The organism is Paraburkholderia steynii (assembly GCF_900100565.1).
Lineage (GTDB): Bacteria > Pseudomonadota > Gammaproteobacteria > Burkholderiales > Burkholderiaceae > Paraburkholderia > Paraburkholderia terrae.
In genome coordinates this window covers 394,511-418,130 of record NZ_FNDI01000003.1, presented here as the reverse complement: position 1 = coordinate 418,130, position 23,620 = coordinate 394,511, and the positions used below count along the sequence as shown (strand labels likewise).

General features: G+C 62.3%; 24 protein-coding genes. 9 read left to right on the top strand and 15 right to left on the bottom strand.

Annotation, left to right across the window (positions count from 1 at the left end):
- Positions 1 to 40: 40 nt before the first annotated feature.
- The 3 genes from BLT65_RS08295 to BLT65_RS08285 are packed head-to-tail and all read right to left on the bottom strand — an operon-like array spanning position 41 to position 3,256.
- Positions 41 to 946 (bottom strand): carbohydrate ABC transporter permease, encoded by a 906-nt coding sequence (locus tag BLT65_RS08295; RefSeq protein WP_042307617.1) that lies wholly within the window; start codon positions 944 to 946, stop codon positions 41 to 43.
- Positions 943 to 1,878 carry a carbohydrate ABC transporter permease gene (locus tag BLT65_RS08290; protein WP_244186455.1) on the bottom strand — a complete coding sequence of 312 codons (936 nt, stop codon included), beginning with the start codon at positions 1,876 to 1,878 and terminating at the stop codon, positions 943 to 945. The genes BLT65_RS08295 and BLT65_RS08290 overlap by 4 nt, the downstream gene beginning before the upstream one ends.
- 25 nt (positions 1,879 to 1,903) lie before the next feature.
- Positions 1,904 to 3,256 (bottom strand): ABC transporter substrate-binding protein, encoded by a 1,353-nt coding sequence (locus BLT65_RS08285; protein ID WP_091776793.1) that lies wholly within the window; start codon positions 3,254 to 3,256, stop codon positions 1,904 to 1,906.
- A gap of 324 nt (positions 3,257 to 3,580) precedes the next feature.
- On the opposite strand from BLT65_RS08285, the gene BLT65_RS08280 reads away from it, so the two are divergent.
- The 4 genes from BLT65_RS08280 to BLT65_RS08265 all read left to right on the top strand — a co-directional run bounded on the left by BLT65_RS08280 (position 3,581) and on the right by BLT65_RS08265 (position 8,319).
- Complete coding sequence (locus BLT65_RS08280; protein WP_091776791.1) at positions 3,581 to 4,705, top strand: ABC transporter ATP-binding protein; 1,125 nt, start codon at positions 3,581 to 3,583, stop codon at positions 4,703 to 4,705.
- A 54-nt stretch (positions 4,706 to 4,759) separates the two neighbouring features.
- The gene (locus BLT65_RS08275; protein ID WP_091776790.1) at positions 4,760 to 5,635 is read left to right on the top strand and encodes a sugar phosphate isomerase/epimerase family protein; all 876 of its coding nucleotides are present in this window, start codon (positions 4,760 to 4,762) and stop codon (positions 5,633 to 5,635) included.
- 311 nt (positions 5,636 to 5,946) lie between these two features.
- On the top strand, positions 5,947 to 7,227 hold the full coding sequence (locus BLT65_RS08270) for an MFS transporter (protein WP_091776789.1): 1,281 nt from the start codon (positions 5,947 to 5,949) through the stop codon (positions 7,225 to 7,227).
- A 162-nt stretch (positions 7,228 to 7,389) separates the two neighbouring features.
- Complete coding sequence (locus tag BLT65_RS08265; RefSeq protein WP_091776787.1) at positions 7,390 to 8,319, top strand: LysR family transcriptional regulator; 930 nt, start codon at positions 7,390 to 7,392, stop codon at positions 8,317 to 8,319.
- A gap of 110 nt (positions 8,320 to 8,429) precedes the next feature.
- Here the strand turns inward: BLT65_RS08265 and BLT65_RS08260 are convergent, their stop codons facing one another.
- The 3 genes from BLT65_RS08260 to BLT65_RS08250 form a co-directional block, all read right to left on the bottom strand.
- Entirely contained in the window at positions 8,430 to 8,858 is a 429-nt protein-coding gene (locus tag BLT65_RS08260; protein ID WP_091776786.1) for a nuclear transport factor 2 family protein, read from the bottom strand.
- A 113-nt stretch (positions 8,859 to 8,971) separates the two neighbouring features.
- On the bottom strand, positions 8,972 to 9,454 hold the full coding sequence (locus BLT65_RS08255) for a MarR family winged helix-turn-helix transcriptional regulator (protein WP_091776784.1): 483 nt from the start codon (positions 9,452 to 9,454) through the stop codon (positions 8,972 to 8,974).
- 46 nt (positions 9,455 to 9,500) lie between these two features.
- A complete protein-coding gene (locus BLT65_RS08250) occupies positions 9,501 to 10,337 on the bottom strand; it encodes an alpha/beta fold hydrolase (protein ID WP_091776783.1) in 837 nt (278 codons plus the stop codon).
- An 87-nt stretch (positions 10,338 to 10,424) separates the two neighbouring features.
- Here BLT65_RS08250 and BLT65_RS08245 point away from each other — a divergent pair, with 87 nt between their 5' ends.
- Both BLT65_RS08245 and BLT65_RS08240 read left to right on the top strand, forming a co-directional pair.
- Positions 10,425 to 11,348, top strand: a complete 924-nt coding sequence (locus BLT65_RS08245; protein WP_091776782.1) for an alpha/beta hydrolase — start codon at positions 10,425 to 10,427, stop codon at positions 11,346 to 11,348.
- A gap of 46 nt (positions 11,349 to 11,394) precedes the next feature.
- Complete coding sequence (locus BLT65_RS08240; RefSeq protein ID WP_091776780.1) at positions 11,395 to 11,796, top strand: tautomerase family protein; 402 nt, start codon at positions 11,395 to 11,397, stop codon at positions 11,794 to 11,796.
- A gap of 184 nt (positions 11,797 to 11,980) precedes the next feature.
- Here BLT65_RS08240 and BLT65_RS08235 read toward each other — a convergent pair whose 3' ends face one another.
- Positions 11,981 to 12,763, bottom strand: a complete 783-nt coding sequence (locus BLT65_RS08235; RefSeq protein ID WP_091776779.1) for an SDR family oxidoreductase — start codon at positions 12,761 to 12,763, stop codon at positions 11,981 to 11,983.
- 91 nt (positions 12,764 to 12,854) lie between these two features.
- Here BLT65_RS08235 and BLT65_RS08230 point away from each other — a divergent pair, with 91 nt between their 5' ends.
- Entirely contained in the window at positions 12,855 to 13,229 is a 375-nt protein-coding gene (locus BLT65_RS08230) for a winged helix-turn-helix transcriptional regulator (protein WP_091776777.1), read from the top strand.
- A 14-nt stretch (positions 13,230 to 13,243) separates the two neighbouring features.
- Here the strand turns inward: BLT65_RS08230 and BLT65_RS08225 are convergent, their stop codons facing one another.
- The 8 genes from BLT65_RS08225 to oxlT all read right to left on the bottom strand — a co-directional run bounded on the left by BLT65_RS08225 (position 13,244) and on the right by oxlT (position 20,651).
- Positions 13,244 to 13,567 carry a hypothetical protein gene (locus BLT65_RS08225; RefSeq protein WP_091776776.1) on the bottom strand — a complete coding sequence of 108 codons (324 nt, stop codon included), beginning with the start codon at positions 13,565 to 13,567 and terminating at the stop codon, positions 13,244 to 13,246.
- Positions 13,568 to 13,667: 100 nt separating this feature from the next.
- Positions 13,668 to 14,660, bottom strand: a complete 993-nt coding sequence (locus BLT65_RS08220) for a vWA domain-containing protein (RefSeq protein ID WP_091776774.1) — start codon at positions 14,658 to 14,660, stop codon at positions 13,668 to 13,670.
- Complete coding sequence (locus BLT65_RS08215) at positions 14,657 to 15,217, bottom strand: MxaK protein (protein ID WP_091776773.1); 561 nt, start codon at positions 15,215 to 15,217, stop codon at positions 14,657 to 14,659. The genes BLT65_RS08220 and BLT65_RS08215 overlap by 4 nt, the downstream gene beginning before the upstream one ends.
- Positions 15,214 to 16,212: a vWA domain-containing protein gene (locus BLT65_RS08210; protein ID WP_091776772.1), complete on the bottom strand. Its 999-nt coding sequence runs from the start codon at positions 16,210 to 16,212 to the stop codon at positions 15,214 to 15,216. Before BLT65_RS08210 ends, BLT65_RS08215 begins: the two co-directional genes overlap by 4 nt.
- Positions 16,209 to 17,042 (bottom strand): hypothetical protein, encoded by an 834-nt coding sequence (locus BLT65_RS08205; protein WP_244186454.1) that lies wholly within the window; start codon positions 17,040 to 17,042, stop codon positions 16,209 to 16,211. The genes BLT65_RS08210 and BLT65_RS08205 overlap by 4 nt, the downstream gene beginning before the upstream one ends.
- 41 nt (positions 17,043 to 17,083) lie before the next feature.
- Positions 17,084 to 17,950 carry a DUF58 domain-containing protein gene (locus tag BLT65_RS08200; protein ID WP_091776768.1) on the bottom strand — a complete coding sequence of 289 codons (867 nt, stop codon included), beginning with the start codon at positions 17,948 to 17,950 and terminating at the stop codon, positions 17,084 to 17,086.
- Positions 17,947 to 18,966 (bottom strand): AAA family ATPase, encoded by a 1,020-nt coding sequence (locus tag BLT65_RS08195; protein WP_007581153.1) that lies wholly within the window; start codon positions 18,964 to 18,966, stop codon positions 17,947 to 17,949. Before BLT65_RS08195 ends, BLT65_RS08200 begins: the two co-directional genes overlap by 4 nt.
- Positions 18,967 to 19,301: 335 nt before the next feature.
- Complete coding sequence (gene oxlT, locus BLT65_RS08190; RefSeq protein ID WP_042307660.1) at positions 19,302 to 20,651, bottom strand: oxalate/formate MFS antiporter; 1,350 nt, start codon at positions 20,649 to 20,651, stop codon at positions 19,302 to 19,304.
- Positions 20,652 to 21,558: 907 nt separating this feature from the next.
- Here oxlT and BLT65_RS08185 point away from each other — a divergent pair.
- Positions 21,559 to 22,917, top strand: a complete 1,359-nt coding sequence (locus tag BLT65_RS08185; protein WP_091776766.1) for an MFS transporter — start codon at positions 21,559 to 21,561, stop codon at positions 22,915 to 22,917.
- Between the two features lie 173 nt (positions 22,918 to 23,090).
- The gene (locus BLT65_RS46370) at positions 23,091 to 23,504 is read left to right on the top strand and encodes a hypothetical protein (RefSeq protein ID WP_143036494.1); all 414 of its coding nucleotides are present in this window, start codon (positions 23,091 to 23,093) and stop codon (positions 23,502 to 23,504) included.
- Positions 23,505 to 23,620: the final 116 nt, after the last annotated feature.

Below are 23,620 nucleotides of genomic sequence, written 5' to 3'. Positions count from 1 at the left end.
TGTGTTCGAGTGAAAAGCAACACGCGGTTATACCAGAGCGTCACTTCACTGCGCCCATCGTCAGCCCTTGCACGAGCCGGCCCGAAACGAGCAGCGCGAACACGACCATCGGCAGCACGATCAGCGTGCCCGTCGCCATGATTTCGCCCCACGGCAACTCGTAGCCGCTCATGTAGCTAGTGGCCGCGACGGGCGACGTGATCGCGTCGGTGCGCGTCAGCACCAGTGCGTAGAGCAGGTCGTTCCAGGAGAAGATGAAAGCGAAGATCGCCGACACGACGATGCCCGGCATCGCCAGCGGCAGATTGATGCGCCAGAAGATACGCCACGGCGAAGCGCCGTCCAGCCGCGCGGCTTCGTCGAGTTCGACGGGGATGTTGCGAAACTGGTCAGTGCAGATCCAGATCACGATCGGCAGTGAGAACGTGATGTACAGCAGGATCAGCACGATGTGTGTATCGACGATATCGAGCTTCGTCGCGATCAGGAAGAAGGGCACGGCGAGCACGACGGGGCTCACCATGCGGTTCGAGATGAACCAGAACCACAGGTCTTCCTTGCCGCGGAATTCATAGCGCGCGAGCGCATACGCGGCGGGCGTGCCGAGCAGGATCGACAGCACCGTCGTGCTGCTGGCGATGATCAGCGAGTTGATCAGGCTGCCGCCCACTTCATGCGTGAACAGCGCTTCCACGTAATGCACGAAGGTCGGCTTGAAGAGCCATACGGGCGGATAGGCGAGCGCCTCCGCCTGGCTCTTCAGGCTCGTCGTCACCATCCAGTAGAACGGAAACACGGACGACAGGAACACGACCAGCAGCCCCAGAAAATGCCACGCGGTCGCGTTGCGCCGCGCGCTGCGCGCACGGCGTGCGCGTGCCGTCAGGCCGGGGTTGCCGGGCAGCGCGGCGTCGCCGCTCGCGCGTTGCGTCGAAGGTGCGTTCACGCGGCCTCCCGATAGACGAAGCGGATATAGAGCCGCGACAGCACGATGGTCAGGATCAGCAGCAGGATCGCCTGCGCGGATGCCATGCCCTGATCGAACAGGCGGAAACCGACGCGCTGGATATACACGCTGATGAACTCCGTCGCGGTGCCTGGCCCGCCGCGCGTCATGGTGAAGACGGCGTCGAACATCTTCAGCATGTCGGCGGAACGCAGGATCAGGATTGCCGTGAGGCCGGGCAGCAGATAGGGCCGTTGCAGATGCCACAGAATCTTGCTCCACCTGGGCGTTTCGAGGCGCGCGGCTTCTTCCGCTTCCTTGGGCACCATCGTCAGGCCTGCCAGCAGAATGAGCGCGCAGAACGGCGTCCATTGCCAGATGTCCATGATCATCACCGAGACGAACGCGAGCGTCGGATCGGCGAGCCAGTCCTGCGGCGGCACGCCGACCAGACCGCCGATGTAGTTCGCCACGCCGAACTGCCGGTTGAAGATGAGCCGCCCGATCAGGCCGACGACGGCATACGTCGTCGCCATCGGAATCACCAGGCTGACACGCGCGATGGTGCGCATCCACGGCAGCGTCGTGCGATGGAGCATCAGCGCGGCGAACAGTCCGAGCGCGACTTCGATCGGCAAGGTCACGCACAGGAACAGCGCCGTGCGTCCCAGCGCACCCCAGAACGACGGCTCGCTCAGCGTCGCGATGTAGTTGTCGAACCAGACGAACGGCGTGCCCGACGCCAGATCCGCGAGCTTGTACTGATGAAACGAGTTGTACAACGCCAGCAGCAGCGGATAGATGCCGATTACCGCCAGCGTGAAGATCGCCGGAATCAGAAACCAGAACGCGGCCGAACCCGGCAAGCGCACCCGCGAGCGGGGCCTTGCCGGTGTCATGCCGTTACCGGGTCGAGCAGTGCTGTTCAACATCGATGCTCCCTTCGGTGCGGTGCCGTTACTTCAGCAAGGGCTTCTTGCCGCTGTAATAGCCCGCCTTGTTCAGTATCTCTTCCGTCTTCGAGCCGATGGTCTGCGCGCCGTCTTTCACCGACACCTGGCCCAGCATGATCTTCGTGCCCCATTCGCCGATCACTTCCGACACGGCCGGCCATTCCGGGAAGCGCGGACGATAGTCAGGTACGCCGCCTTGCCACGACTCGACCATCGGCTTCACGAACGGATACTTGTCCTGCACGGCCTTGTCCTGGTACACGGCTGTGCGCGCGGGCACACCACCCGCTTCGAGATACGGCTTGGCCATTTCTTCGGAGGTGATCCACTGGATGAACAGCCACGCCGCCGCCTGCTTCTTCGCATTCGACTTTGCGTTGACGGCCAGCGAGAAGCCGCCGAGCGCGGGCTTCAGACCTGCGGGACCCTTCGGCTCCGTGGTGATCGCGAGGCAGTTGCCGATCTTCGATTTGCTCGGATCGGTGAGCGTCGGATAGAACGCCGACCACTCGGTGATCATCGCGACCTGGCCTTGCGCGAGCGCGTTGACGGCTTCGGCGTGATCGAAGTCGACGATGCCGGGTGGCATGTACTTCATCAGTTTCTGCCGGTATTCGAGGCCCGCCTGCGATTGCGGCGACATCAGGTTCGACTTGAACTTGGCGTCGAGCAGCGAGCCGCCATTCGGCCACAGCACGCGCATGAAACTGTCCGCGGACTGCGTTTCGCCGCGCCGCGACTGCAGCGCGAACGCGAACTGGTTCTTACTGGCCTGCGTCAGCTTTGGCGCATAGGTATTGAGCAGTTCGTCCCAGGTCTTCGGCGGCTCGTTGAAACCCGCTTCCTTCAGCATGCACTTGTTGTAGAACATCAGGCCCGAGTAGTTATCGAACGGCAAGCCGTACGTGACCTTGTCCCATGAGCCGAACGAGTCGAGCAGAATTGGGAAGAAGCCTGGCAGGTTCAGCTTCGGGTCAGCGAGCTTCGGGTTGTCCGTGAAGGTCTTGATGGGCACGAGCCACTTGTTGCTTGCGAATTCACCAATCCAAACGACGTCGACGAGCACCACGTCCTGATCGCCGCCGCCGACGAAGTTGAGCACTTCCTTCTCGCGCGTGTTCTCGTACGGGATCACTTCCCACTTCACGTTGATGCCCGTTTCCTTTTCGAACTGCGGAATGAGTTTCTGCGCGGCCTTGTAGCCGGGGCGATCGAGAAAGATCGCCTTGATGGTGGTGCCCGAGTACGGCTGCGCGGCTTCCTTCAATGTCCATGCATCCGCGTTGGCAGCGCAGAGCAGCGACGCCGTGGCAAGTGACAACGCTATGGCAGAGGGCTGCAGAAAGCGCTTATTCATCGTTCGTCTCCTTGATTGTTCTTGAACCATCGGCAAATGCCGCGGCCTTGATCGTCATTGCGGCGACGTGCATCGACGCGTGCAAAACGTACGGCGCGCCCTCGTCGTTTCACTTGTAATTTGCGTTTTACAAATGTATATTTTGACGCGCACCTGTTGTCAAGAAGAAAATCGTCAAATGCTGGATGGTGCGTCGCGGCATGTGCGATTCGAGTTCGCCGCAGATTCGCCGCGCGAGGTTGTGCATCCGTCATGACGCAGCCATTGCTTTGCATGAGACCAGCGCATGGCGCTGTACGACCTTGCATGGGACAGGAGACACGCATGAGCGCCGTACATTTGCAGCAGATCCGCAAAGCGTTTGGAGGCACCGACGTGCTGAAGGGCGTCGACATCGATGTGAAGGAACACGAATTTCTGGTGTTCGTCGGCCCGTCCGGATGTGGCAAGTCGACCTTGCTGCGCAGCATCGCAGGGCTCGAGCGGATCGATTCGGGCCGCGTCGTGATCGAAGGCGAAGACGTGACGGAGCTCGAGCCGTCGGAGCGCGGCGTGGCGATGGTGTTTCAGTCTTATGCGCTGTATCCGCATATGTCCGTGTACGAAAACATCGCGTTCGGGCTGCGCATGATCAAGCTGCCCGAAGCGCAGATCAAGGAGCGCGTGCATCGTGCGGCGGATATCCTGCAGATCGGACAACTGCTGGAGCGCCGGCCACGCGCGCTGTCGGGCGGCCAGCGTCAACGGGTGGCGATCGGAAGGTCGATCGTGCGCGAGCCCAAGGTGTTTCTCTTCGACGAGCCGCTGTCGAACCTCGACGCCGCATTGCGCGTGCAGATGCGCCTCGAACTGATCAAGCTGCACAAGCAGCTCAACGCTACGATGATCTACGTCACGCACGACCAGACGGAAGCGATGACGATGGCCGACCGGATCGTCGTGCTCAATCACGGCGAAGTCGAGCAGATCGGCTCGCCGCTCGAGTTGTACCGCACGCCGCGCAACCGCTTCGTGGCGGGCTTCATCGGTTCTCCGAAGATGAATTTTCTTGATGTCCGCGTGCTGAAGAAGCACGAGACGGGCGTCACGATCGAGCTGCCCGGCGGCGCGTCGCTCGACGTGCCGTGCAATGGCGACGCCATCGAGCCGGATCAGAAGCTCGTGCTCGGTGTACGACCCGAGCATCTGAGCGAGTCCGCGAATAGCGACACCGACAGCGCGTTATCCGGCGAGGTGATGGTCATCGAACATCTGGGCAGCGAGACGCTTCTGCACGTGCGTCTTGCCGACGAACGGGTGATCCAGGTGAAGGGCTCGGGGGAATCCGCCGCGATGGAAGGGCAGCCGATCAAGCCGGGCTTTTCGAAGCGGCATGTACACCTCTTCCGTCAGGACGGCATGGCGCTCGAACGCAAGCAGCCCGTTGCTGATGCGATGCGCGTGAACTGAAAGCGGACATGGGTCGTCGACGGGCGTAGCCGTCGCGACGGGAGGCGCAGCGCAATGAACAAACAAGGCGTCCACGCGTTGGTATGGGCAGGGGATCTGTCGCCGGAGTCGACGCGCAATGTCATCACCCAGACGAAGAAGGCAGGCTTCGACCTGATCGAACTCTCCTTGCACGGTCCAAAGGTCATGGACCTCTCGCTGACCCGTGACCTGCTACAGGAGCACAACCTCGAGCTTGGCTGCTCTCGCGGTTTGACTTTCGACGCGGACATATCCAGCGAAGACCCCGCGGTGGTTTCGCGAGGCATGGCGCTGCTGGAAGAGGGTGTCAGGATTACCGCGGAACTCGGCGGTGCGTACTTTGGCGGTATTTTGTACAGTGCAATGGGCAAGTACCAAGCGCCCACTACCGCAAAGGGGCGCAGAAACGCAGTGGAATCGCTAAAGCGGATCGCAGAGCTTGCGCAGAAGAAGAATGTCACGCTCGGTCTGGAAGTGGTCAATCGCTACGAGAGCAACCTGCTCAACACGGCGTCGCAAGCGCTTGGCTTGCTGGACGAGATCGGGGCGCCGAACGTGGTGGTGCATCTGGACACCTACCACATGAACATCGAAGAGTGCAATTTCATGCAGCCGGTGCTCCAGTGCGGAGACCGTCTCGGCTACGTCCACATTGGCGAGAGCAACCGTGGATACCTTGGCTCCGGCACGATCGATTTTGCACAGTTCTTCCACGCGCTGGCGATGATCGACTACAAAGGGGTGATCACATTCGAGAGTTTTTCATCCGCCGTTGTGAATGAGCAGTTGTCCAATGCGCTGGCCATCTGGAGAAATTTGTGGGACGACAGCATGGACCTTGCGACACACGCACGCGGATTCATTGCTGGCGGACTTAACGCTGCTGCAAAGGCGAAGCAGCACGGGTAATCGGGTCGAGTGGATTTTTGCTGACCTGCGATCTCACGCCGCCGCCCGGCCGCGCACGCGTCTACCCGGGGTAGCCCTGGGGTGCGCCAGAAGTTCGACGCGACCGCCTTCGTTTTCAGCGCAGATCCTTGTCCGGTATGCCTCGCGGGGCATATCGCGGCCATTGTTTGCATTTCGCGAATGACGTATTCGGTCGTCCTCGCATTCTTTCCATGTTGCACCTGGATCATTCTTCCTCCGTCGGCGCTGTGTACGCCGCGGGCTGCTTGCACTGCGTGCGGTCGCCGTCGAATTTGTCATAGGAGACAAGGATGAGATCGAACCAGTGGGACGTGTCCTACGAATGGAAAGCGGTGACGCTGCTCGCGCTCGGATTCGGGCTGGTGGGCCTGGACCGGTGGCTGATCGCGCCGCTTTTTCCGTCCATCATGAAGGACCTGCATCTGACGGCCCAGGACGTCGGCAACTGTATCGGCATCCTCGGTCTTTCATGGGGTGTCTTCGCTGCGTTGATGGGCGGCATCTCCGACAAGTTTGGACGCCGTAAGGTCCTGATTCCCGCTATTGTTGCGTTCTCGCTATTGTCGGGATTTTCGGGTGTTGCGGGCGGACTCGCGAGTCTGATGGCGGTGCGGGCCCTGATGGGCGTCGCCGAAGGCTCGTTCTGCCCGACGAGTTTCGCCGCGACTGCCGACGCCTCGCATCCGAAACGCCGCGGCTTCAATCTTGGCCTCCAGCAAAGTGGATTCGCGCTGTTCGGACTGGCTCTTTCGCCCATCATTGCGACCCAGCTGCTCAACGTGATGTCGTGGCGGTGGGTGTTCGCTTTGGTCTCCGTTCCCGGGTTGATCCTCGGCCTGCTGATGTTCCGCGTGATTCGCGAGCCGAATACCGCGCCTGCATCGGTGCCCTCCGAGTCGCCTGCGCAGGCGACGGCACAAGCCCGGCGCGGCAACTGGCGCGACGTGCTGAAGAGCGGGAATATCCGTGTCGCGATGGTCGCGCTGTTCTGTGCGATGACGGGCGTCTTCGTGCTGGGGGCGATGTTGCCTCTCTATCTCACCGAGTACCTGGCGCTCGACACGCAGCGCATGGGTATCGTGGTCTCGGCTATCGGCTTTGGTGGATTCGTCGGCCAGTTCGGCTTGCCGGGGCTTTCTGATCTCGTCGGGCGGCGTCTTGCGAGCGTGGTCGGTTTCGCGGGGACGGCGGTCATGCTGTACGTGTTTCGCGGGCTCGGCCCGCAGCCGGTGGCCTTGTTCGCTGTGCTGTTCGTGTCGGCATTTTTCACTCTTGGCCTTGTTTCGCTGCTCTCCGGACCGGTCGCGACGGAAGCGGCACCCGTCGGTATGGTCTCGACGGCAATCGGGATCGTGGTCGGCGCGGGCGAGATCTTCGGCGGCGGGGTGGCGCCTGCGCTTGCTGGTTTCGTCGCGACTCACTTTGGCATTCAGAATATTCTTTGGCTGCCAATCTGCGCAGTGCTGCTTGGCATCGGCGTGAGCCTGCTGCTCAAGGAGACCGCACCTGCCATATTGCGCCGACGCAATGCGTCGACGGGCGAATTTCCTGTGGCCGAGCAATTCGAGTAAAGCCACCGATACTTGGGCTTATGCGCACGGCGTGTTGCTTCGAGAAGAAGTAGCGCGCCGTGCTCGCTTTCATGTGTGCTCAAGCCGATGTTCACGCATGCCACTGTCACCGGCGTCAGCGCGTATACACTGACGTGCTGTACACGATGACAGGGAAGCGGCATGGATCGTTTTCTGAGTATCGAGGCTTTCGTGCGGGTCGCGGAAACGAGCAGCTTCGCCGAGGCATCCCGGCAACTCGGCGTAACCAGTTCGGTCGTGACGAACCGCATCCAGCAACTGGAGCGCTTCGTCAACGCCCCATTGTTTCACCGCAGCACGCGGCACGTGCGCCTCTCCGAAGTCGGCGAGGCTTTCTATCGTGAATGTGCTGAGGTGGTGGGGCGCGTCAACGACCTGACCGATCAGATGCGCGAATTGCGCGCCACGCCCACAGGGCGGCTGCGTATCCAGATGCTGCCGGGTTTCGCGTTGGGTCATTTCGGCGCGGTGTTGGGGGAATTCAACCGGCGCTATCCCGGCATCCAGCTCGACATCATCGTGAACGACCGCGTAGTCGATCCCATCGAAGAGGGCTTCGATGTCGCGTTCCAGGTCTTCCCCGCTATCTCGGAGTCGTTGATCGAGCGGCGGCTCTTTACCGTGAGGCGGCTCTTTTGCGCTGCACCGTCGTACCTCGAAGCGCACGGCACGCCGCAGCATCCTCGCGAATTGCTGCAGCACACGACGGCGCTCTATTCGGGCTATCCATCGCGCAATCACTGGACGATGACGCGCGGCGACGAGGTCTTCGAAATGGAACTGCCCGGCATGATCCGCTCGAACTCTGTGCATCTGCTGCGCGACTATGCGCTGACGGGCGGCGGTGTCGTGTGTTTGCCCACGCTGGTGGCGAGCGCGCCGTTGCTCGACGGCTCGCTCGTGCCCGTTCTGGCGGACTTTGCGCTCTCGCCTTTGAACTTCGCGGCCGTGTACCCAGCCACGCAACGCCAGGCGCTCAAGGTGAAGGCACTGGTCGAGTTTCTGGTGGACTGGCTCGGCACTGAGCCCGGCTGGGATGTGCCGTTGATCGAGCGTGGCTGGGTGCGCTAGAGGGCGGCGCGTCCCATGTGTCGCGCGTGCGGCTGGCCCGGACAGCACCTCCGGGCCGCCGCGCCACTTCGATTAATCAACGCGCGAGCCGTCCAGGTCACGGCATGGGCTTAATTAAGGATCAGTTTCGGATAGCGCTTCGGCGGCTTGTCTTCCAGAATGTCGCGTCCTCGCGCGGTGTCGGCGTAGAGGCGTCCGTGAACGATCCGGCCGTCCCGGACCTTGAACAGAAACAGATGTTCGTTTTCCATCAGATAACCGTTGAGCGCTTTTGCCCGCGTCAGGACAGGGACGATGACGTAATCGTCTGCTTCAAGGACCGCTCTGGCGTCGTAAGTGAAAGTCTCCCACTTGTCATAAACGTGCTTCCAGAAGGCTAGAAACTCCTGCTTTCCCTCGTAGGTTCCGCCATAAGGCAGTGAGTCCGAGAACTCGAAGACGACATCGTCGTCAAGTAAGGCAACGAGGTCGGTCTTGTCGTTGAGCTCGAATCCGCTGAACGCTTTCCGGCATGCCTCGACGATATGGGGGTGTTTCATACGTGTCTCCTGTTTCCATTTCGGATGATGTGTACAACGTTGTGCATATGCACATTATCCGGCGACGTATCCATGAGGGATGCACCGCCAACTCCTGCCCGATCGGCGCGTGCCTAGTCTTTAGCGGTCGCGCCGTCGCCGTCAGCCCAGGGGCTGAATCCGCTATTCAACACGTTGCGCAAAGCGTTGCGCAACGCGACTGCACGCTTTTCGCCGTAGTTTCCTTCGAATTCCTGCTGAACCGCCTGCCACATCGGAAGCGCCGTGCGATAGCGCGCAACGCCTGCGTCTGTAATCACGACCATCCTCACCCGGCGATCCTGTCCGGGGACCATTTCGATGAGCCCGTCCCGTTCCAGCGGTTTCAGGTTCGTAGAAAGCGTCGTGCGATCCATCGCCATGGCGGCGGCCAGATCGCCAATCGTGAGCGGTCCATCTTTGGCGAGCTTGTAGAGAATCGAGAACTGCGTAGCGCGCAGGTCCGCGGGCGCGAGAGCCTGGTCATATGCCGCTGTCAGATACCGGGACGCCTTGCGCGCCGCAAGACAATTGCAACGCCCATCGATATCTTCCAGCAGTTCCTTTTGGATTGCCATGTCGTATTCGCTCAGGTTTCGTCGAACTTGGGAATATACGCGAGGCTCAGCGGCTTTCGTGCGAGGCACCGACGTAGTCGTGCGGTGACGCTTGCGCGGACGAAGCTGGTTTGAGCGTTGCCCATCCAAGGTGTCGCGCGAGAAGTTGTGCCGTCTGCGCCGGCTGCTCCAGATGCGGCCAGTGACCGGAGTGAGCGACGATGCGAAAACTCGCTGCCGGGAAGCGCTCACGGCATTCGGCAGCGATCTGCTCGATCGTGATCACAGGGTCGTCCTGGGCGCCGATCACCATGGTCGGGCCACGATACGCGCACGGTTCATTGCCACGCGAGTCGCCGAGCGTGAACGCATCGTAATACTGGCGAACGGTGGCCTTGTTCATCAATACGTGGGGCGCGGTCAGTGAATCGAGTTGATCGCTGTTCAGATGGGTCGAGAAGGAAACGCGAATCTGACGCTGGACGGCGGGATCGTCACCGCTTTCTCGCAGCAGATCGCGTACTTCGTCCGGCAATGTGTTTCCACGCAAAGGCGTGGGCGTGATCAGCGTCAACGACGCGACCTGCGCGGCACGTTCACTGGCGACGAGTTCCGCGATCTGCGCACCCATGCTGTGTCCGACCAGCGCTACGCGCGACAAACGCATGTCGTCGAACACTTGCACGATATCGGCGACCGCTTGCGCCAGTGTGCATGCGTCGTCTTCATTGCGACGATCACCTGCGCCGCGAAGATCGCGCGCGATCACGGGCACCGAAGAGGGCGCAAGCGCCGCGATCAGATCGTTCCAGACCGTGTGATTGTCGAGGAAGCCATGAATGAAGATCAGCGCGTCGTACGGCGGCTGATCCGGATCATTCGTCAGATCGGATACTGCTGTCATGCTCGTCTCCTCGACAAAGTTGCTTGTCAAACACTGGTGTGGATCATAATATGCGCATATCAACGTATTGTAAAGACGGAGTGCGGCATGATCAGCAGGACTGAAATAGAGTTCGCCGGAGAAGGGGGCATCACGTTGCGCGGCTGGCTGTTTGTGCCCGCCGCGACGGAGCGGCGCGCCGCGATATCGATGTGTCACGGATTTGCCGCCGTTAAGGAACACGGCCTTGAACGTTTCGCGACTGCGTTCGCGGAAGCCGGCTTCGTTGTCCTCGTCCATGATCATCGAAACTTTGGTTCGAGCGACGGCACGCCGCGCCAGGATATCGACCCGTGGGCGCAGATCGCCGATTGGCGCCGAGCTATCACGTGGCTCGAGAGCAGGCCCGAAGTGGACCCCGCGCGCATCGGAATCTGGGGCAGCAGTTTTAGCGGCGGACACGCACTGGTGCTCGCCGCGACGGACCGTCGCGTCAAATGCGTCGTTTCGCAGGTTCCGACCATCAGCGGCTTCGAGCAGGTTCGACGTCGCGTCGCGCCCGATGCGATGCCCGGCTGGACTGCCACGGTGACTGAGGATTTGCGTGAGCAGCATCGTGGCCACGAGCCGCGCGTTCAGGCCGTTGTCAGCGCCGACGCGAGCGTGCCTGCCGCTTATCGATCGCCTGAAGCGATTGCATTCTATTCGCAGCCGCTGGCGGGTGCAGCGTGGGAAAACCGTGTCACGCTGCGCTCGTCGTTTGCCGCGAGCATGTATGAGCCAGGCGTATGGGTAAGCCGTATCTCTCCGACGCCGCTTCTGATGGTCATCGCGAACGACGATCGCGTGACGATGACCGATCTCGAACTCGAAGCCTACGAACGCGCGCTCGAACCCAAGCGGCTCGTGTTGGTGCCGGGTCATCACTTCGATCCGTACGACGCGGCATTTGATCTCGCGAGCGGAGCGGCGGTGGACTGGTTCACGCTGCATCTCGCCGATGGTGGAGCGGCCGGGCGCAAAGAAATTTAACGGGCAGACTTTCACGCCAATCACTTGAGGCAAATGGAGAACACACATGCCGGTATTTCATGCACACATTCCCAAAGGACGCTTCACTCGCGAACAGAAGATCGCGATGGGTAACGCACTCAACATGTCGCTGGTTGAAGCGCTGGGCATTCCCAAGGGAGACCGGTTCATCATGATCAGCGAACACGGCGACGATGAACTGTTCATCGATCCCACGTTCATGGAGATGGAGCGAAGCAAGAACGCGATGATCGTGACGGTCATGGTAGGTGCGCATCGACCTGCGTCGGACAAGGCAGCGTTGATGGCGACGATCACGCGTCTGCTGGAGCGGGACGTCGGCGTGTCGCCCGACGATGTCTTCATCGCGCTCGTGCCCGTGCCAAACGAGAATTTCTCGTTTGGTCGCGGCGTCGCGCAACTGGCCGATATCGCGCCGAGGTGGTAGTCAGGAAGCCGGCCGGGTCGCGACGCAGGTGTTGCGCACACGTCCTGGTTTACGGCGCGGAGGCAGCAATCTGATGCTCAAGTGTTTGGGACCGGCCGTACTAGCGCTCCCGAGCATGCTGATCGTGAAGTGAAAACTGTGGCGGGCTGGCGCGCGAGCACTTCTATCGAAATCTGCGTCGCGCCTACACCGTAGGCACCGTTCCTCCATCGATCACATACTCCGTTCCGCTGATCGCCGATGCGAGCGGCGAAGCCAGAAACGCGATCAGATCCGCGACTTCCGCAGGCTTCGCCGGACGACCGAGTGGAATCCCGCCGAGCGACTTCATGATGATCGCCTTGCCGCCTTCGTAGTCAGTGCCCGCTTCAGCAGCGAGACGTTCCGCCAATGCGACGGCGGCTTCCGTTTCGACCCAGCCGGGCGATACGCGCACGACCCGGATACCTTTGGGCGTCACTTCCTTCGACAGCGATTTGCTATACGCCGATAACGCAGCCTTCGCGGCCGCATAAGCTGTCGTCGATTCGGGCAACGGCAGACGGTTCTGAATCGACGTCACATGAATCACGACGCCTTTTCCCTGCGCAATCATGGCCGGCAAAAGCGCGCGATCGAGTCGCACTGCCGGAAAGAGATTGAGGTCGAGTTCCTTTTGCCATTCGTCGTCGCCGAGCGCAGCAAAGCCGCCGGCGGGCGCGGATGAACCACCGAGCACGTGTACGATTGCATCGATACCGCCAAGCCTTTCCTGAACCGCGCGCGCGACGTTCGCGGAACCCTGTTCGGTGCTCAGATCAGCAGCCACGAAGTGTTGTGCGTCGATATCCTGCGTGTGCGTGCGCGCAGTCGTCAACACCGTCGCGCCCAGTTCGACGAAGCGCTCGACGACCGCTTTGCCGATGCCCTTCGTGCCTGCCGTGACGAGCGTGCGCATGCCTGCGAGGTTCAATGCGTTCAATGCCATATCCGATATGAAGTCGTGAATTGCGATACATTCATTCTCGCTATCAACAACCTGTTCCACAAGAACGCACGAAAAAGTAAGTGACTTACCTATGAGGAAGGTTTATACGGCCGCAACGGCCGCCGCCGATGTTGAAGCCGTTTTTCGTTTGCTCGAAGGACGCTGGAAACTGGTGATTCTTTTTCATCTCTTTGGCGGCCAGGTGCAGCGCTTCTCGGACCTCGAGAAGCTGATTCCCGGCATTTCGCAAAAGATGCTCGCTCAACAGTTGCGGCAACTGGAAGCGGACGGCATCGTCGAGCGGAAGCAATATCCGCAGGTGCCGCCCAAGGTCGAATACCGGATGACCGAGTGGGGACAGGCATTGTGTCCCGCGCTCGATTCACTGCTGAAATGGTCCGAAGAAAAGAACGTGAATAAAGAGGACGTGATTCAAACGAACATGAATCGCGTCGGAGAACCGTGAGGGCGGCTTGACGGCTATTTGTTGCTGCCCGCGCCCGTGCCATAAAGGCCGTTATCGAAGCCACCTGCGCCTTCAGGCTTGTGCGCAGACTTGCCTTTCGCCTTGCCGCTTTGCCCCGGCTTCGCTTCGGCGGCTTGCGGCGTGTTCGATTCGAGCATGTGCGCAGGCGGCGGATCGGACTTCGTCCCCATCGGCGCGGTGCGGTTTTCCTGCGAGCCCGCGCCGCCTGGCGCGGTAATCTGCGCATCGGCGAATGCGGACAGCGACATCGCGGCGCAGAATACGCCCGTCGATGAAAGCAGGCGGCGAGAGAAGGATGAGACACGAGTCGAGTGCATGGCCGGTTGTCCTTACGAAATGATGACGAAGGAGCAGTCGGCGTGCCTGGGGTGTTTCTTTAAGCGCGTGCCGGACAGCCTTACGAGCGGCGCGATGAAGTCATCGCAACGCGCCAGCAGTAACAGGATCACTGCGCGCGCGAGTCGTGGCGATTGACGCTTTTGCGGGCTTGTCCGCTTGCGCAAGCCTTCTTGCCGGAAGAAAGCGCCACACGAGCAGAATCAGTGCAAGCAGCGCGGGCGCCCAGCGGATATCGGTCGCAACGGGTATCGGGTGCGCGTAACGCGCGTCCATCAACGGCGCGCGCAGCGAAGTCGGGCCGACGAGCCGCCTGTAACCGAAGCCGAGATGGCCGGCCAGGGCTTCCAGATACGTTTCCCGGAGTTGCGACAGTTCTTCGTGGCTCTCTGCGACCGCGGGCGCGCCGGGCTCGGGCCGCACCTGCCTCACTTCATCCGCTTGCCAGAAACCGGTGCGCACGCCGTCGGCATTGGTCTTCGGAATCGGCGCGGGCTGGTCGCCGCCGACACCGATCAGCCAGCCATGCACGAGCCCTTGCGGAATGTCGCGCACCGTCGTTTCGTTCGGCGCGACGGGTGGCGCTTCCTGGCCGTCGGTGATGAATACGACATCGGTGTTATGGCCAAGATCGGTGGCGGCGCGGACGGCCGAATAGATTCCGCCTTGCGCGATCACGCTGCTGTTGACCCAGCGCATGTTTCCACCGATCTGATCGAGCGACGAGAGCAGCGCATCGTAGTTGCTGCAGACTTCGACGGGCGCGACCAGCAGCAGCGAGCGCTGATTCGTGAACACGCTCCAGCCGATTTCCGAGCCGCACGGGAAGTGCTGCAATAGGTCGCCCATCGCCGCTTTCGCGAGGTCGATCCGGCTCACGGGCTTGCCGCCGATTGCAACGTCCTCGACGTCCATGCTCTGCGTGATATCGAACGTGACGACATAGCGGAACACCGGGCGCTTGAATTCGACGGGCGGCATCAGGACGGCCGCCGCAAGCAGCAACGACGCAAGCGGAAGCTGCCACCAGCGTCCGCGCACGTAGCGCATCCATGGCCGCGCGTCGCGCTTCACGGCAGTTCCTCCGGCGCTGCGCCGCGCACGTTGATGTTGTGCTGCTCCTTCACATCATTGACGTCATCGGCGGTGTCCTGCGCTTCGGGCGCGAGGCGCAGCGCGCGCTCGAGGTTGTAGCGTGCATCCCAGTTGCCGGGTTCGAGGCGCAGCAGTTCGCGATACCGCGCCTTCGCGGTTTCGAGCATCGGCGGCGAGCGCACGGGGCCTTGCGCGCTGTCGCCCGCAGCTTCGCGCAGATACATGTTGGCGAGATCGTAGAGCGCGAGGCGGCCCGTTTCACTCGAAGGCGCGAGCCGCGACAGGTCGTAGTAGAGCTTGCCCGCCTCTGCATGCTGCCCGGCGCGCGCGAGCGCGACGGCTTGCGCGAGCCGCACGGCGGGCGCGTTGCTGTCCATCGCGGACTTGCTCCATTGCTCGCGCTTTTGCGTGTCGATCGCGGCGATCTCGGCGTTCGCTTGCACGACGTGCTGAAGACGCGCCGCGTAGTAACCGGCGACGCCGACACAGCACAGCGTCGCCACGCCGAACATCAGATGGATGGGCAGCCGCTTCATCGCAGGCTCCGCTTTTGCATGAACCACACGCCGATCAGCAGCGCGCAGCAGACAAGCGCCGTCGCGTAACACCAGGTGCTGCGATCCTGTCTCGGCAGCCGCTCGACGAACGACACGGGCGCGTTTTCATTGCGCGCGATATCGCTCATCGCGCGCGCAACCTGTTGCGGACTGTCGGCCTGATAGAGGCGATAGGGCGTCGGCAGTGACAGGAAGAAGCGGTGAAGTTCGGCTTCGGGCGAATGGTCGGTGTCGGCGGGACGCACGTGCAGGTCGGGGCTGTAAATGCCGCTGCGCAGATAGACGAAGTAAAACGCGACGCCGTTGCGCGACAGCCCGGCGCGTATCTGCTCGCGCGCCACGTCGTCGAGCCGCGCGCCGCCGTCCGAGACCAGCACGATCGCGCGGCTGCTCATGCGCGCGCGGCCATCGAACAGTTCGACGGCATACTGGATGCCGCGGTCGAGCAAGGTATCCGGCGTGCCGCGCCCGATGCCCGTTGCGGCAATCGCAGCGTCGATCACCGTGCGGTCGCGCGTGAAGGGGACGGCCAGCATCGGATGCGTGCCGAACAGCATGAACGCGAAGCGATCGTTCACGCGTTGCGCGACGAACGCGGTGATCGCATCGCGCGCCATCTGGTTTTTGGTTTCGCCTGCCGTGGGCGCGTCGGCGACATTCATCGATCCGCTGCTGATCGGCTGGTTCATGCTGCCGCTGCCGTCCATCAGAATCAGGATCTCCGCGCCCGTTCCCGTGATGCGCGTCTGCTCGCCTGACCAGCCCGGCCCCGCAAGCCCGACGATCACCGCCGCGAGCGCGACCATCGCGGCGGCGCGCCAGATGAACGCGACGACGCGGCCCGCGCGATCGCGCGGCAGCCACGCGACCCACGAATACGGCAGCGTATCGATGCTTCGGCGCAGCAGCGGCAAAGCGGCGAGCGGCAGAAAAACGAGCGCCCACGGATAGAGGAAATCGGGCGGCGTGCTCATCGGTGATGGCGCTTTTCCGCGCGATACAGCGCGCGATACAACTCGCGCAATGAAAATGGCGTCGCTACCGGCAACTGACTGAAGAACCGGTTTGACGAACGCTGGAAGAACTGTTCGAGCTGCGGCTGAAGCTCACGCAGATGTGGCGCTTTCGCCGTCAGGTCCGGTACCGAGCCGGCCAGCACGACGCGTCCCGCCGCTTCGTCGAGCGCGCGATGCAGACCGCGCCACGCATCGGGATTCGCTTCGAGTGCGGCGTCGTCCTGCCGGCCGAAGCGCGACCATGCCTTCGCAAACGGAAGCTGCCGCGCGTCGCGCTGGTTGCGCCATAGCCACCAGCCGAGCCACGCGATCATCACCGCGACGGCTAGCGCGATCCACACGGTCAACGCGCGCCGCAGCGGCGCCGTCGATTCGGGCGCGAGCAGCCGGTCGGGCTGAAGTCCCGTGAGGCGTCCGGCGTCGGCGAGACCCAACGGCGCGAGCGGACCGATCGACAGCGGGCTTGCCGCGACATCGAGCGTCTTGCCCGATGCGAGCCGCAATTGCAGCGGCGGCGTCGAGGTCACGGCGGGCGCGCGCGGCGAGTTCATCACCTGGTAGTCGAGCACGAGCCAGCGGCGGCCGTCGGCATCCGTGCTGATCGACGGTGGCCGGCGTTCGAGCCACGCGTTGACGCGGCCCGTCGACGGCATCGCCGATAGCTCGTTGGCGCGATCGTCCGGGCCGAGCAGCACCTGTTGCGTCACGATGTCGCCGAGCACGTGGCCGAAGGCGCGCGGCTGCTGCACGGTCGCGGGTTCTGCGCGAACGCCAGTGCTTGCGATCATCAAGACGCATGCGAGAGCCGTCGCACAGGTGCCGAGGCGCGTCATGCCGTCATCTCGAGAAAGTAGCGGCTGAGCGCTTCGGGCTCGAACGTGCCTTGATTGAAGAACGGGCGGATGCCGTGACGCGCGAACAGCGCATTGATCTGCGCGCGACGTTCCGTGACGGCGCTGCGCCAGCGCTCGCGGACGGAATCGCGCATCCACATCGAGCGCATTTCGCCCGATTCAATATCGACGAGCGACATCCAGCCGTTGTGCGACGGCGGCTCGATTTCCGCGCGGTCCCACAGCACGACGGGCACGACCCAAGCGTGAGTCAGCGTGTCGAGCAGTCCGGGCAGCGCAGCCAGTGGCCAATGAAAATCGGACACCAGAAAGACAAGACACGCACGGCCGGCAAGACGCGTCGCGATATCGCGCAAGCCGCGCTCGCGCGACTGCGCGCGCGTTTGCCGCGGTACGCAATCGCGCAACAACTCCGCCATCAACGGACCCATGCCACGCGCGTGCCGCGTGGGCACGAAAAGATCCTCGCGCGCGTCGTCGTCGAATGCGAGCATGCCGACCGGGTCGCCGATGCGAAACGCGCTATGCCCGAGCGCTTCGACAAACGCGGCGGCCACTTCGAGCTTCGTGCTCGCGGCGCCGAAGCGCATCGACGCGGACACATCGACGACGGCATGCACGGGCACGGCCACGCGCTGCCGGTGTACGCGCACGAGCCATTCGCGCTGCACGCTGCGAATGCTTGCGCGCACATCGATCCGGCGTGGATCGGGATGATCGAACAGCCGCGTGTGCGCGGCGAACTCCTGGCCGATGCCGACGCTCGACCCGCGATGCCCGCCGGGCCGCGCGCCCGACACCCGCACGGGAAGCCGGTACTGGAACTCCGCAAGCGTGTTCACGGCGCCGCGATCCTCGAAACGATCTGCGTCATCAGCGCATCCGAGAGTTCCTGGCGGCGCAACTCGTAGATGGGCGTGAAGTACACGCGATGCCCGAGCGTCGGTAGCAGCACGCGGTGGATGTCTTCTGGCATCAGATACGTGCGCCCGTCGAGCCACGCGACCACGCGCGCCGCCCGCAGCAGCGCGCTCATGCCGCGCGGGCTCGCGCCGGCGAGAATCAGGCGCTGCATGTCCACGTCGTCGAGCGTGATATCGAACTGCAACGGGTTTTCGGTCGCGCGCCAGATGTCGAGCGCGTAACGTTCGATCGCCTCGCTCGCGTGGATCGTCCGTTGAATGCTCGCGCCGATCGCGTTCAGTCGTTGCCACGGCAGCACGTCGGTCGTGACGCGAGCGAGCAGCGCTTCCGTGTCGTGGAAGTCGGGATCGAAGACGAGCGCGCGCCGTGCGGCCGCGTCCTCGGGCGTCGACATATTCAGTTCGAACATGAATCGGTCGCGCGCCGCCGCCGCGAGTTCGAAGGTTTCTTCCTTCTCGACCTTGTTGCGGTCGGCGAACACGGTCATATAAGGAAAGCGGTATTCGCGATCGAATGCGAACACCGAGCGCTCGGCCATCGCGCGCAACAGCAGCGATTGCACCTGCGGGCGCGCACGGTTGATCTCGTTGAAGAAGAAGGTGGCGAGCCGTTCGCCGTGCTTGATGAGCGGTCCGGGCTCGATGCGCGGCTTGCCCTCGGCATCGACGTACGTGTGATAGACGAGATCGCCCGGCATCAGGTCGATCGTCCCTTCGACGCGCTCGAAATCGCCGCCGATCGCCCGTGCGAACGCGCGCAGGATCGTCGTCTTGCCGACGCCGACACCGCCTTCGAGCAGCACGTGGCCGCGCGCGAATAGCGCGACGTTGATCAGCCGGATGGTCTCGGGCTGCCCGATGACTGCGTTTTCCACCTGATGCTCGATATCGAGCGCGAGCGTGCGCCAGTCTTCGAGTAGCTCTTCGCGGTCCATCGGATTCGCCTCTGCGGTCGGCCAGTGTCGGAAGGGCGACACGTACGCCCGCGGATTCGACGGATTGCGGCGACGAAGCGGTGCTGGAGCGGCGGCGTGCGTATCGGCGACTGCGTGGCGCGCACGGTTCGTGCCAGATTGGTGCAGCGTCGGGCGAGCGGCGCGAGAATTGGACCGCTGGCGGCAGGATGAGGGCACTGTGTCACGCCCGCTGCTACAGAGTGCGCCAGGAATGACGTGCGAGAGCGGTAGAACTCAAGGGCTTCCGAAACGGCGGATGCCCGTCGCGCGCTGGCAAACGGGCATCCTGACAACCTCAAAACATGTGCTGCCGATCAGCCTCCTTCAGCCGAAATGCGCGCCGAGTCGCTGATGCGCGTCGAGGAACCGTAAGGCGTGTCCAGCGACGCCTCCGAATGCTGGAGCGTGTAAGCGCGGCGCATCGGCTTGAGCACGAAGAGCGCCAGGAATGCGGCGACGGCGGCCATGCCCGACGCGAGCATGAACACGGCGTGCCAGCTGCCCGTCGCGGCCGTGACGATGCTCGTGAACGGCACCAGCAACGCTGCCGTGCCCTTCGCCGTGTACAGCAGGCCGGCGTTGGTGGCCGCGAACTTCGGTCCGAACGTATCGCCGCAGGTGGCGGGGAACAGGCTGTAGATCTCGCCCCACGCAAAGAACACGATGCCCGTCAGCACGACGAACGCCACCGGGCTCTGGCCGAACTTCGACAGCGCGAGAATGCCGACCGCCTCGATGGCGAACGCGATGAACATCGTGTTTTCGCGGCCGATGCGATCCGAGATCCAGCCGAAGAACGGACGCGTCAGGCCGTTGAGCACGCGGTCGATCGTCAGTGCGAACGTCAGCGCGGGCAAGGTCAGGCCGAGCAGCGAAACGGGCGAGTCGTGCAAGCCGAAGTCCTTCGCGATCGGCCCGAGCTGCGCCGTCGCCATCAGGCCGCCTGCCGCCATCATCACGAACATCAGGTACATGACCCAGAAGACGGGCGCGGACACCACCTCGCGCGGCGTCGCGTTGTGAACGAGGCGCTTGGCACTGGACAGCGCGTTCTTCGCGGACGCCAGCACGCTGGCGGGCGGCGAGAGCAGGAACATGCCGAGCAGGAACACGACGATGCCCTGGCCGAGGCCGAACCACAGGAAGGTCGCCTCGTAGCCACTGTGCTTGATCATGTTGGCGATCGGCACGACGGTCGCCGCGGAACCCGCACCGAAGCCGGCCGCCGTGATCCCTGCGGCGAGACCGCGGCGGGTCGGAAACCACTTCAGCGCATTGCCGACGCACGTGCCGTAGACAGCGCCCGCGCCGATCCCGCCGATGGCGGCCGCGGTGTAAAGCAGCGGCAGCGACGACGCCATCGAGTTGATCACCCAGGCCACGGCGCACAGCAGCCCGCCGCCGACCACGACAGGCTTCGGCCCGTACTTGTCGACGAGGTAGCCTTCAATCGGCACGAGCCATGTTTCCGTCACGACGAAGATTGTGAACGCAACCTGAATGGCCGCGCGGCCCCAGTGATACTTCTCGTCGATCGGGTTGACGAACAGGGTCCAGCCGTACTGCATGTTGGCGATCATCGCCATGCAGACCACGCCGAATACGAGCTGTACCCACGGTGATGCGTACCACGACGACGGCCCTTCCTGATGCTCTGTCTTCATCGCTGTCTCCTTTGACGACGAGAGTGGGCGCCTTGGCGCCGCTCACGTCGCGTGCACGATAGTTGCGAAACTTGCCTGTTGAGTTTTGCGGGGGCCTGAGCGGCTCTTCCGATCATCGGCGCTAAAAATGCGACGCTGATAGATTCCATACGATATGTGATATATCAAGTAAGTCAAGTGAAAGAGTGGAGGGGTTTTCACCGAGAGGTATGGACTGATGAAAGGAATTTGTATGTAGCCTGCGATTAAGCGAATACACCAAAAAAAAGCCCACCGGCTAGCACGGGTGGGCTGAGGACATGTGCGAGACAGGCGTGTTCGCGACATGCCCTGTCGTTATATATGAAAGTAAAAAGTAAGGAAAGTTTTTTATTTGTAAGTATGTGAGGGTGGTCAGAAGCGTCGGTTGGAGTCGAAATGGGACGACGACTGCGCTTCACGCTCGACGATCTGGCGAGCGGTGCGTTCTCTGTTGCCCCGTTTGTGAAGATGATCTTTGGGCCAGACGCTGTCCGTTTTCGTGATGTGATCGCGTATTTGATAAGGCATCCAAAGCTATTGATGCTTCAGTTTTTGCCTTGTTTTTCAGCTTAAAACGTCACAGAGCATGTTCGATGCAAGGTCGATGTCGCGTGAAGCGCGTTCGTTGTCGCGAGATGCCTGAGGTGCTTCATCTGCCGTCCCAACACCGATCCATCAGTAATAACCCTTCGTTGACGCTTGCCGATGCAAAACGCTAAAGTGTTCGCAATTTGAAAGATTGTGCGATATACGAACAACGGCGCGTGACGTCTTCTACTTCGTATCGCGCCGCGTGTTCGTCACGAGTATGAGTATCGCGCCTCGCTTCTGAGGCAATATAGGATCACAGGCGCAGCATTGCGTCGTGCGTAGCAGGAGACAGTCGATGAACCGCACTTCCGTCGTGAACGTTCAGACGTTCATCAACGAGCAGCCATTCGGTGGCTTTCAATGGCTCGTGTTTTTCATGTGCTTCGTGATCGTCCTGCTGGACGGTTTCGACACGGCGGCGATCGGCTTTATCGCGCCATCGCTCTTGACCGAGTGGGGCCTGTCGCGGCCTGATCTCGCGCCCGTGCTGAGCGCCGCGCTGTTCGGCCTCGCGTGCGGCGCGCTCGGCTCGGGTCCGCTGTCCGACCGGCTCGGACGCCGGTCGCTGCTGCTCACTTCCGTCTTCCTGTTCGGCATCGCGTGCCTCGCGTCGGCGTTTTCGTCGAGCATCGGGCAATTGACCGTGCTGCGCTTCATCACGGGCGTCGGCCTCGGCGCCGCGATGCCGAACGCCGTAACCATGATGGGCGAATTCTGCCCGGACCGCCGGCGCGCGACAGTGATCAACCTGATGTTCTGCGGCTTTCCGCTGGGCGCGGCATTTGGCGGCTTTCTCGCCGCGTGGATGATCCCGCATTTCGGCTGGCGCACCGTGCTGATGCTCGGCGGCGTGACGCCGTTGTTGCTCGGCGTGGTGCTGCTGCTCAAGATGCCCGAGTCGGTGCGCTTCATGGTGGCGAGCAGTCAGCCCGTCGAACGGATTCGCGCGACGCTCGCGCGCATCTCATCGCAGGCGATGAACGCCGGCTCGTTCGTGATGACTGAGACGGCGCCGCAAACGGGCAGCAAGGGGCTTGGCGTCGTGCTGTCGCGCTCGTACATCGTCGGCTCGGTGATGCTGTGGCTCACGTATTTCATGGGCCTCGTGATCTTCTATGCGTCGATCAACTGGATGCCGATTCTGTTGAAGGACGCGGGCCTCACGCCGAAGAGCGCGACGCTGATCTCGGCGCTGTTCCCGCTCGGCGGCGTCGGCGCGGTGCTGGCGGGCGTGCTGATGGACCGCTTCAACGCGAACCGCGTGATCGCCGTGTGCTATGCGCTGACGGCCGTCAGCGTGTACTGCATCGGGCAGGCGGCGGGCAATGTCGGCGCGCTCGTGGCGATCGTGTTCATCGCCGGCGTGCTGATGAACACCGCGCAATCGTCGATGCCCGCCCTCGCGGCTGCGTTCTATCCGACGGAAGGGCGCGGCACGGGTGTCGCGTGGATGCTCGGCGTCGGGCGTTTCGGCGGCATTGCGGGCTCGTTCCTCGTTGCTGAACTGACGCGTCGGCACTTCACGTTTTCCGGCGTGTTCGCGACGATCGCGATTGCCGGTCTGGTGGCGTGCGTCGCGCTGCTGATCAAGCAGATGGCGAGGCCGCAAGTCAGCCAGGTGGCCGGGGCGAAGCTGGAATCGCTGGGCCACTGAGCACGCGGATTTTCTTCGTTTAAAACGGGTTCGGGCTTCGTTTCGCGCCCACGATCGTCGAGATCGTGGGCGCGTTGCTTTTGAGCCTTTGGATTCGAATTGTCAAATGGCTCGACAACCACTAACTCCTCGTTTTCGCGCTTCTAAAGTTTCCGTGACTCGTTGCCGTAAGCATGTTCGAGCGACATGCCGTTTTTGCGCGTGATGGCCCGCGCCACGCATCGCGCAAACGGGTTCTGCGAGACAAGAGTCATGTACAACTATCTGAGAGAGGCCGGGACGCCACGGCCCTGGCTTATTTCGTTTCTGTTTGCAGCCGCGTGCGCAGGCGCGTCGGCGTTCGCCAATCTCCTCGCCCCGCGCATACACATTCAGGCATGCTGCCGACCTGGTCGCCACACTCGCCGCATCACCAGAACATGATGTCGATGAAAAAGCACGTGCTGACGTTGTGCGCGGTTCTGAAAGGCTCGCACGAAGAATTGAAACATCTATATGTCACGCTTTATATCGTCGAGACAGGCTGTCATTGCGCGATCAACGACAATGCAGCAGAACTGTTCGCGATCGACGTGCGGTTCCAGTGAAGGCGCGTGCGCCGTTAGTGAATTGAAATTTGCAAGCAGGTGAGTCAGCGCTGTCGAGCGGTTCAGTCATCCTCGCAAAACACCAGGCAAAACCCAGGTTAAGTCAGCCGTCTTTT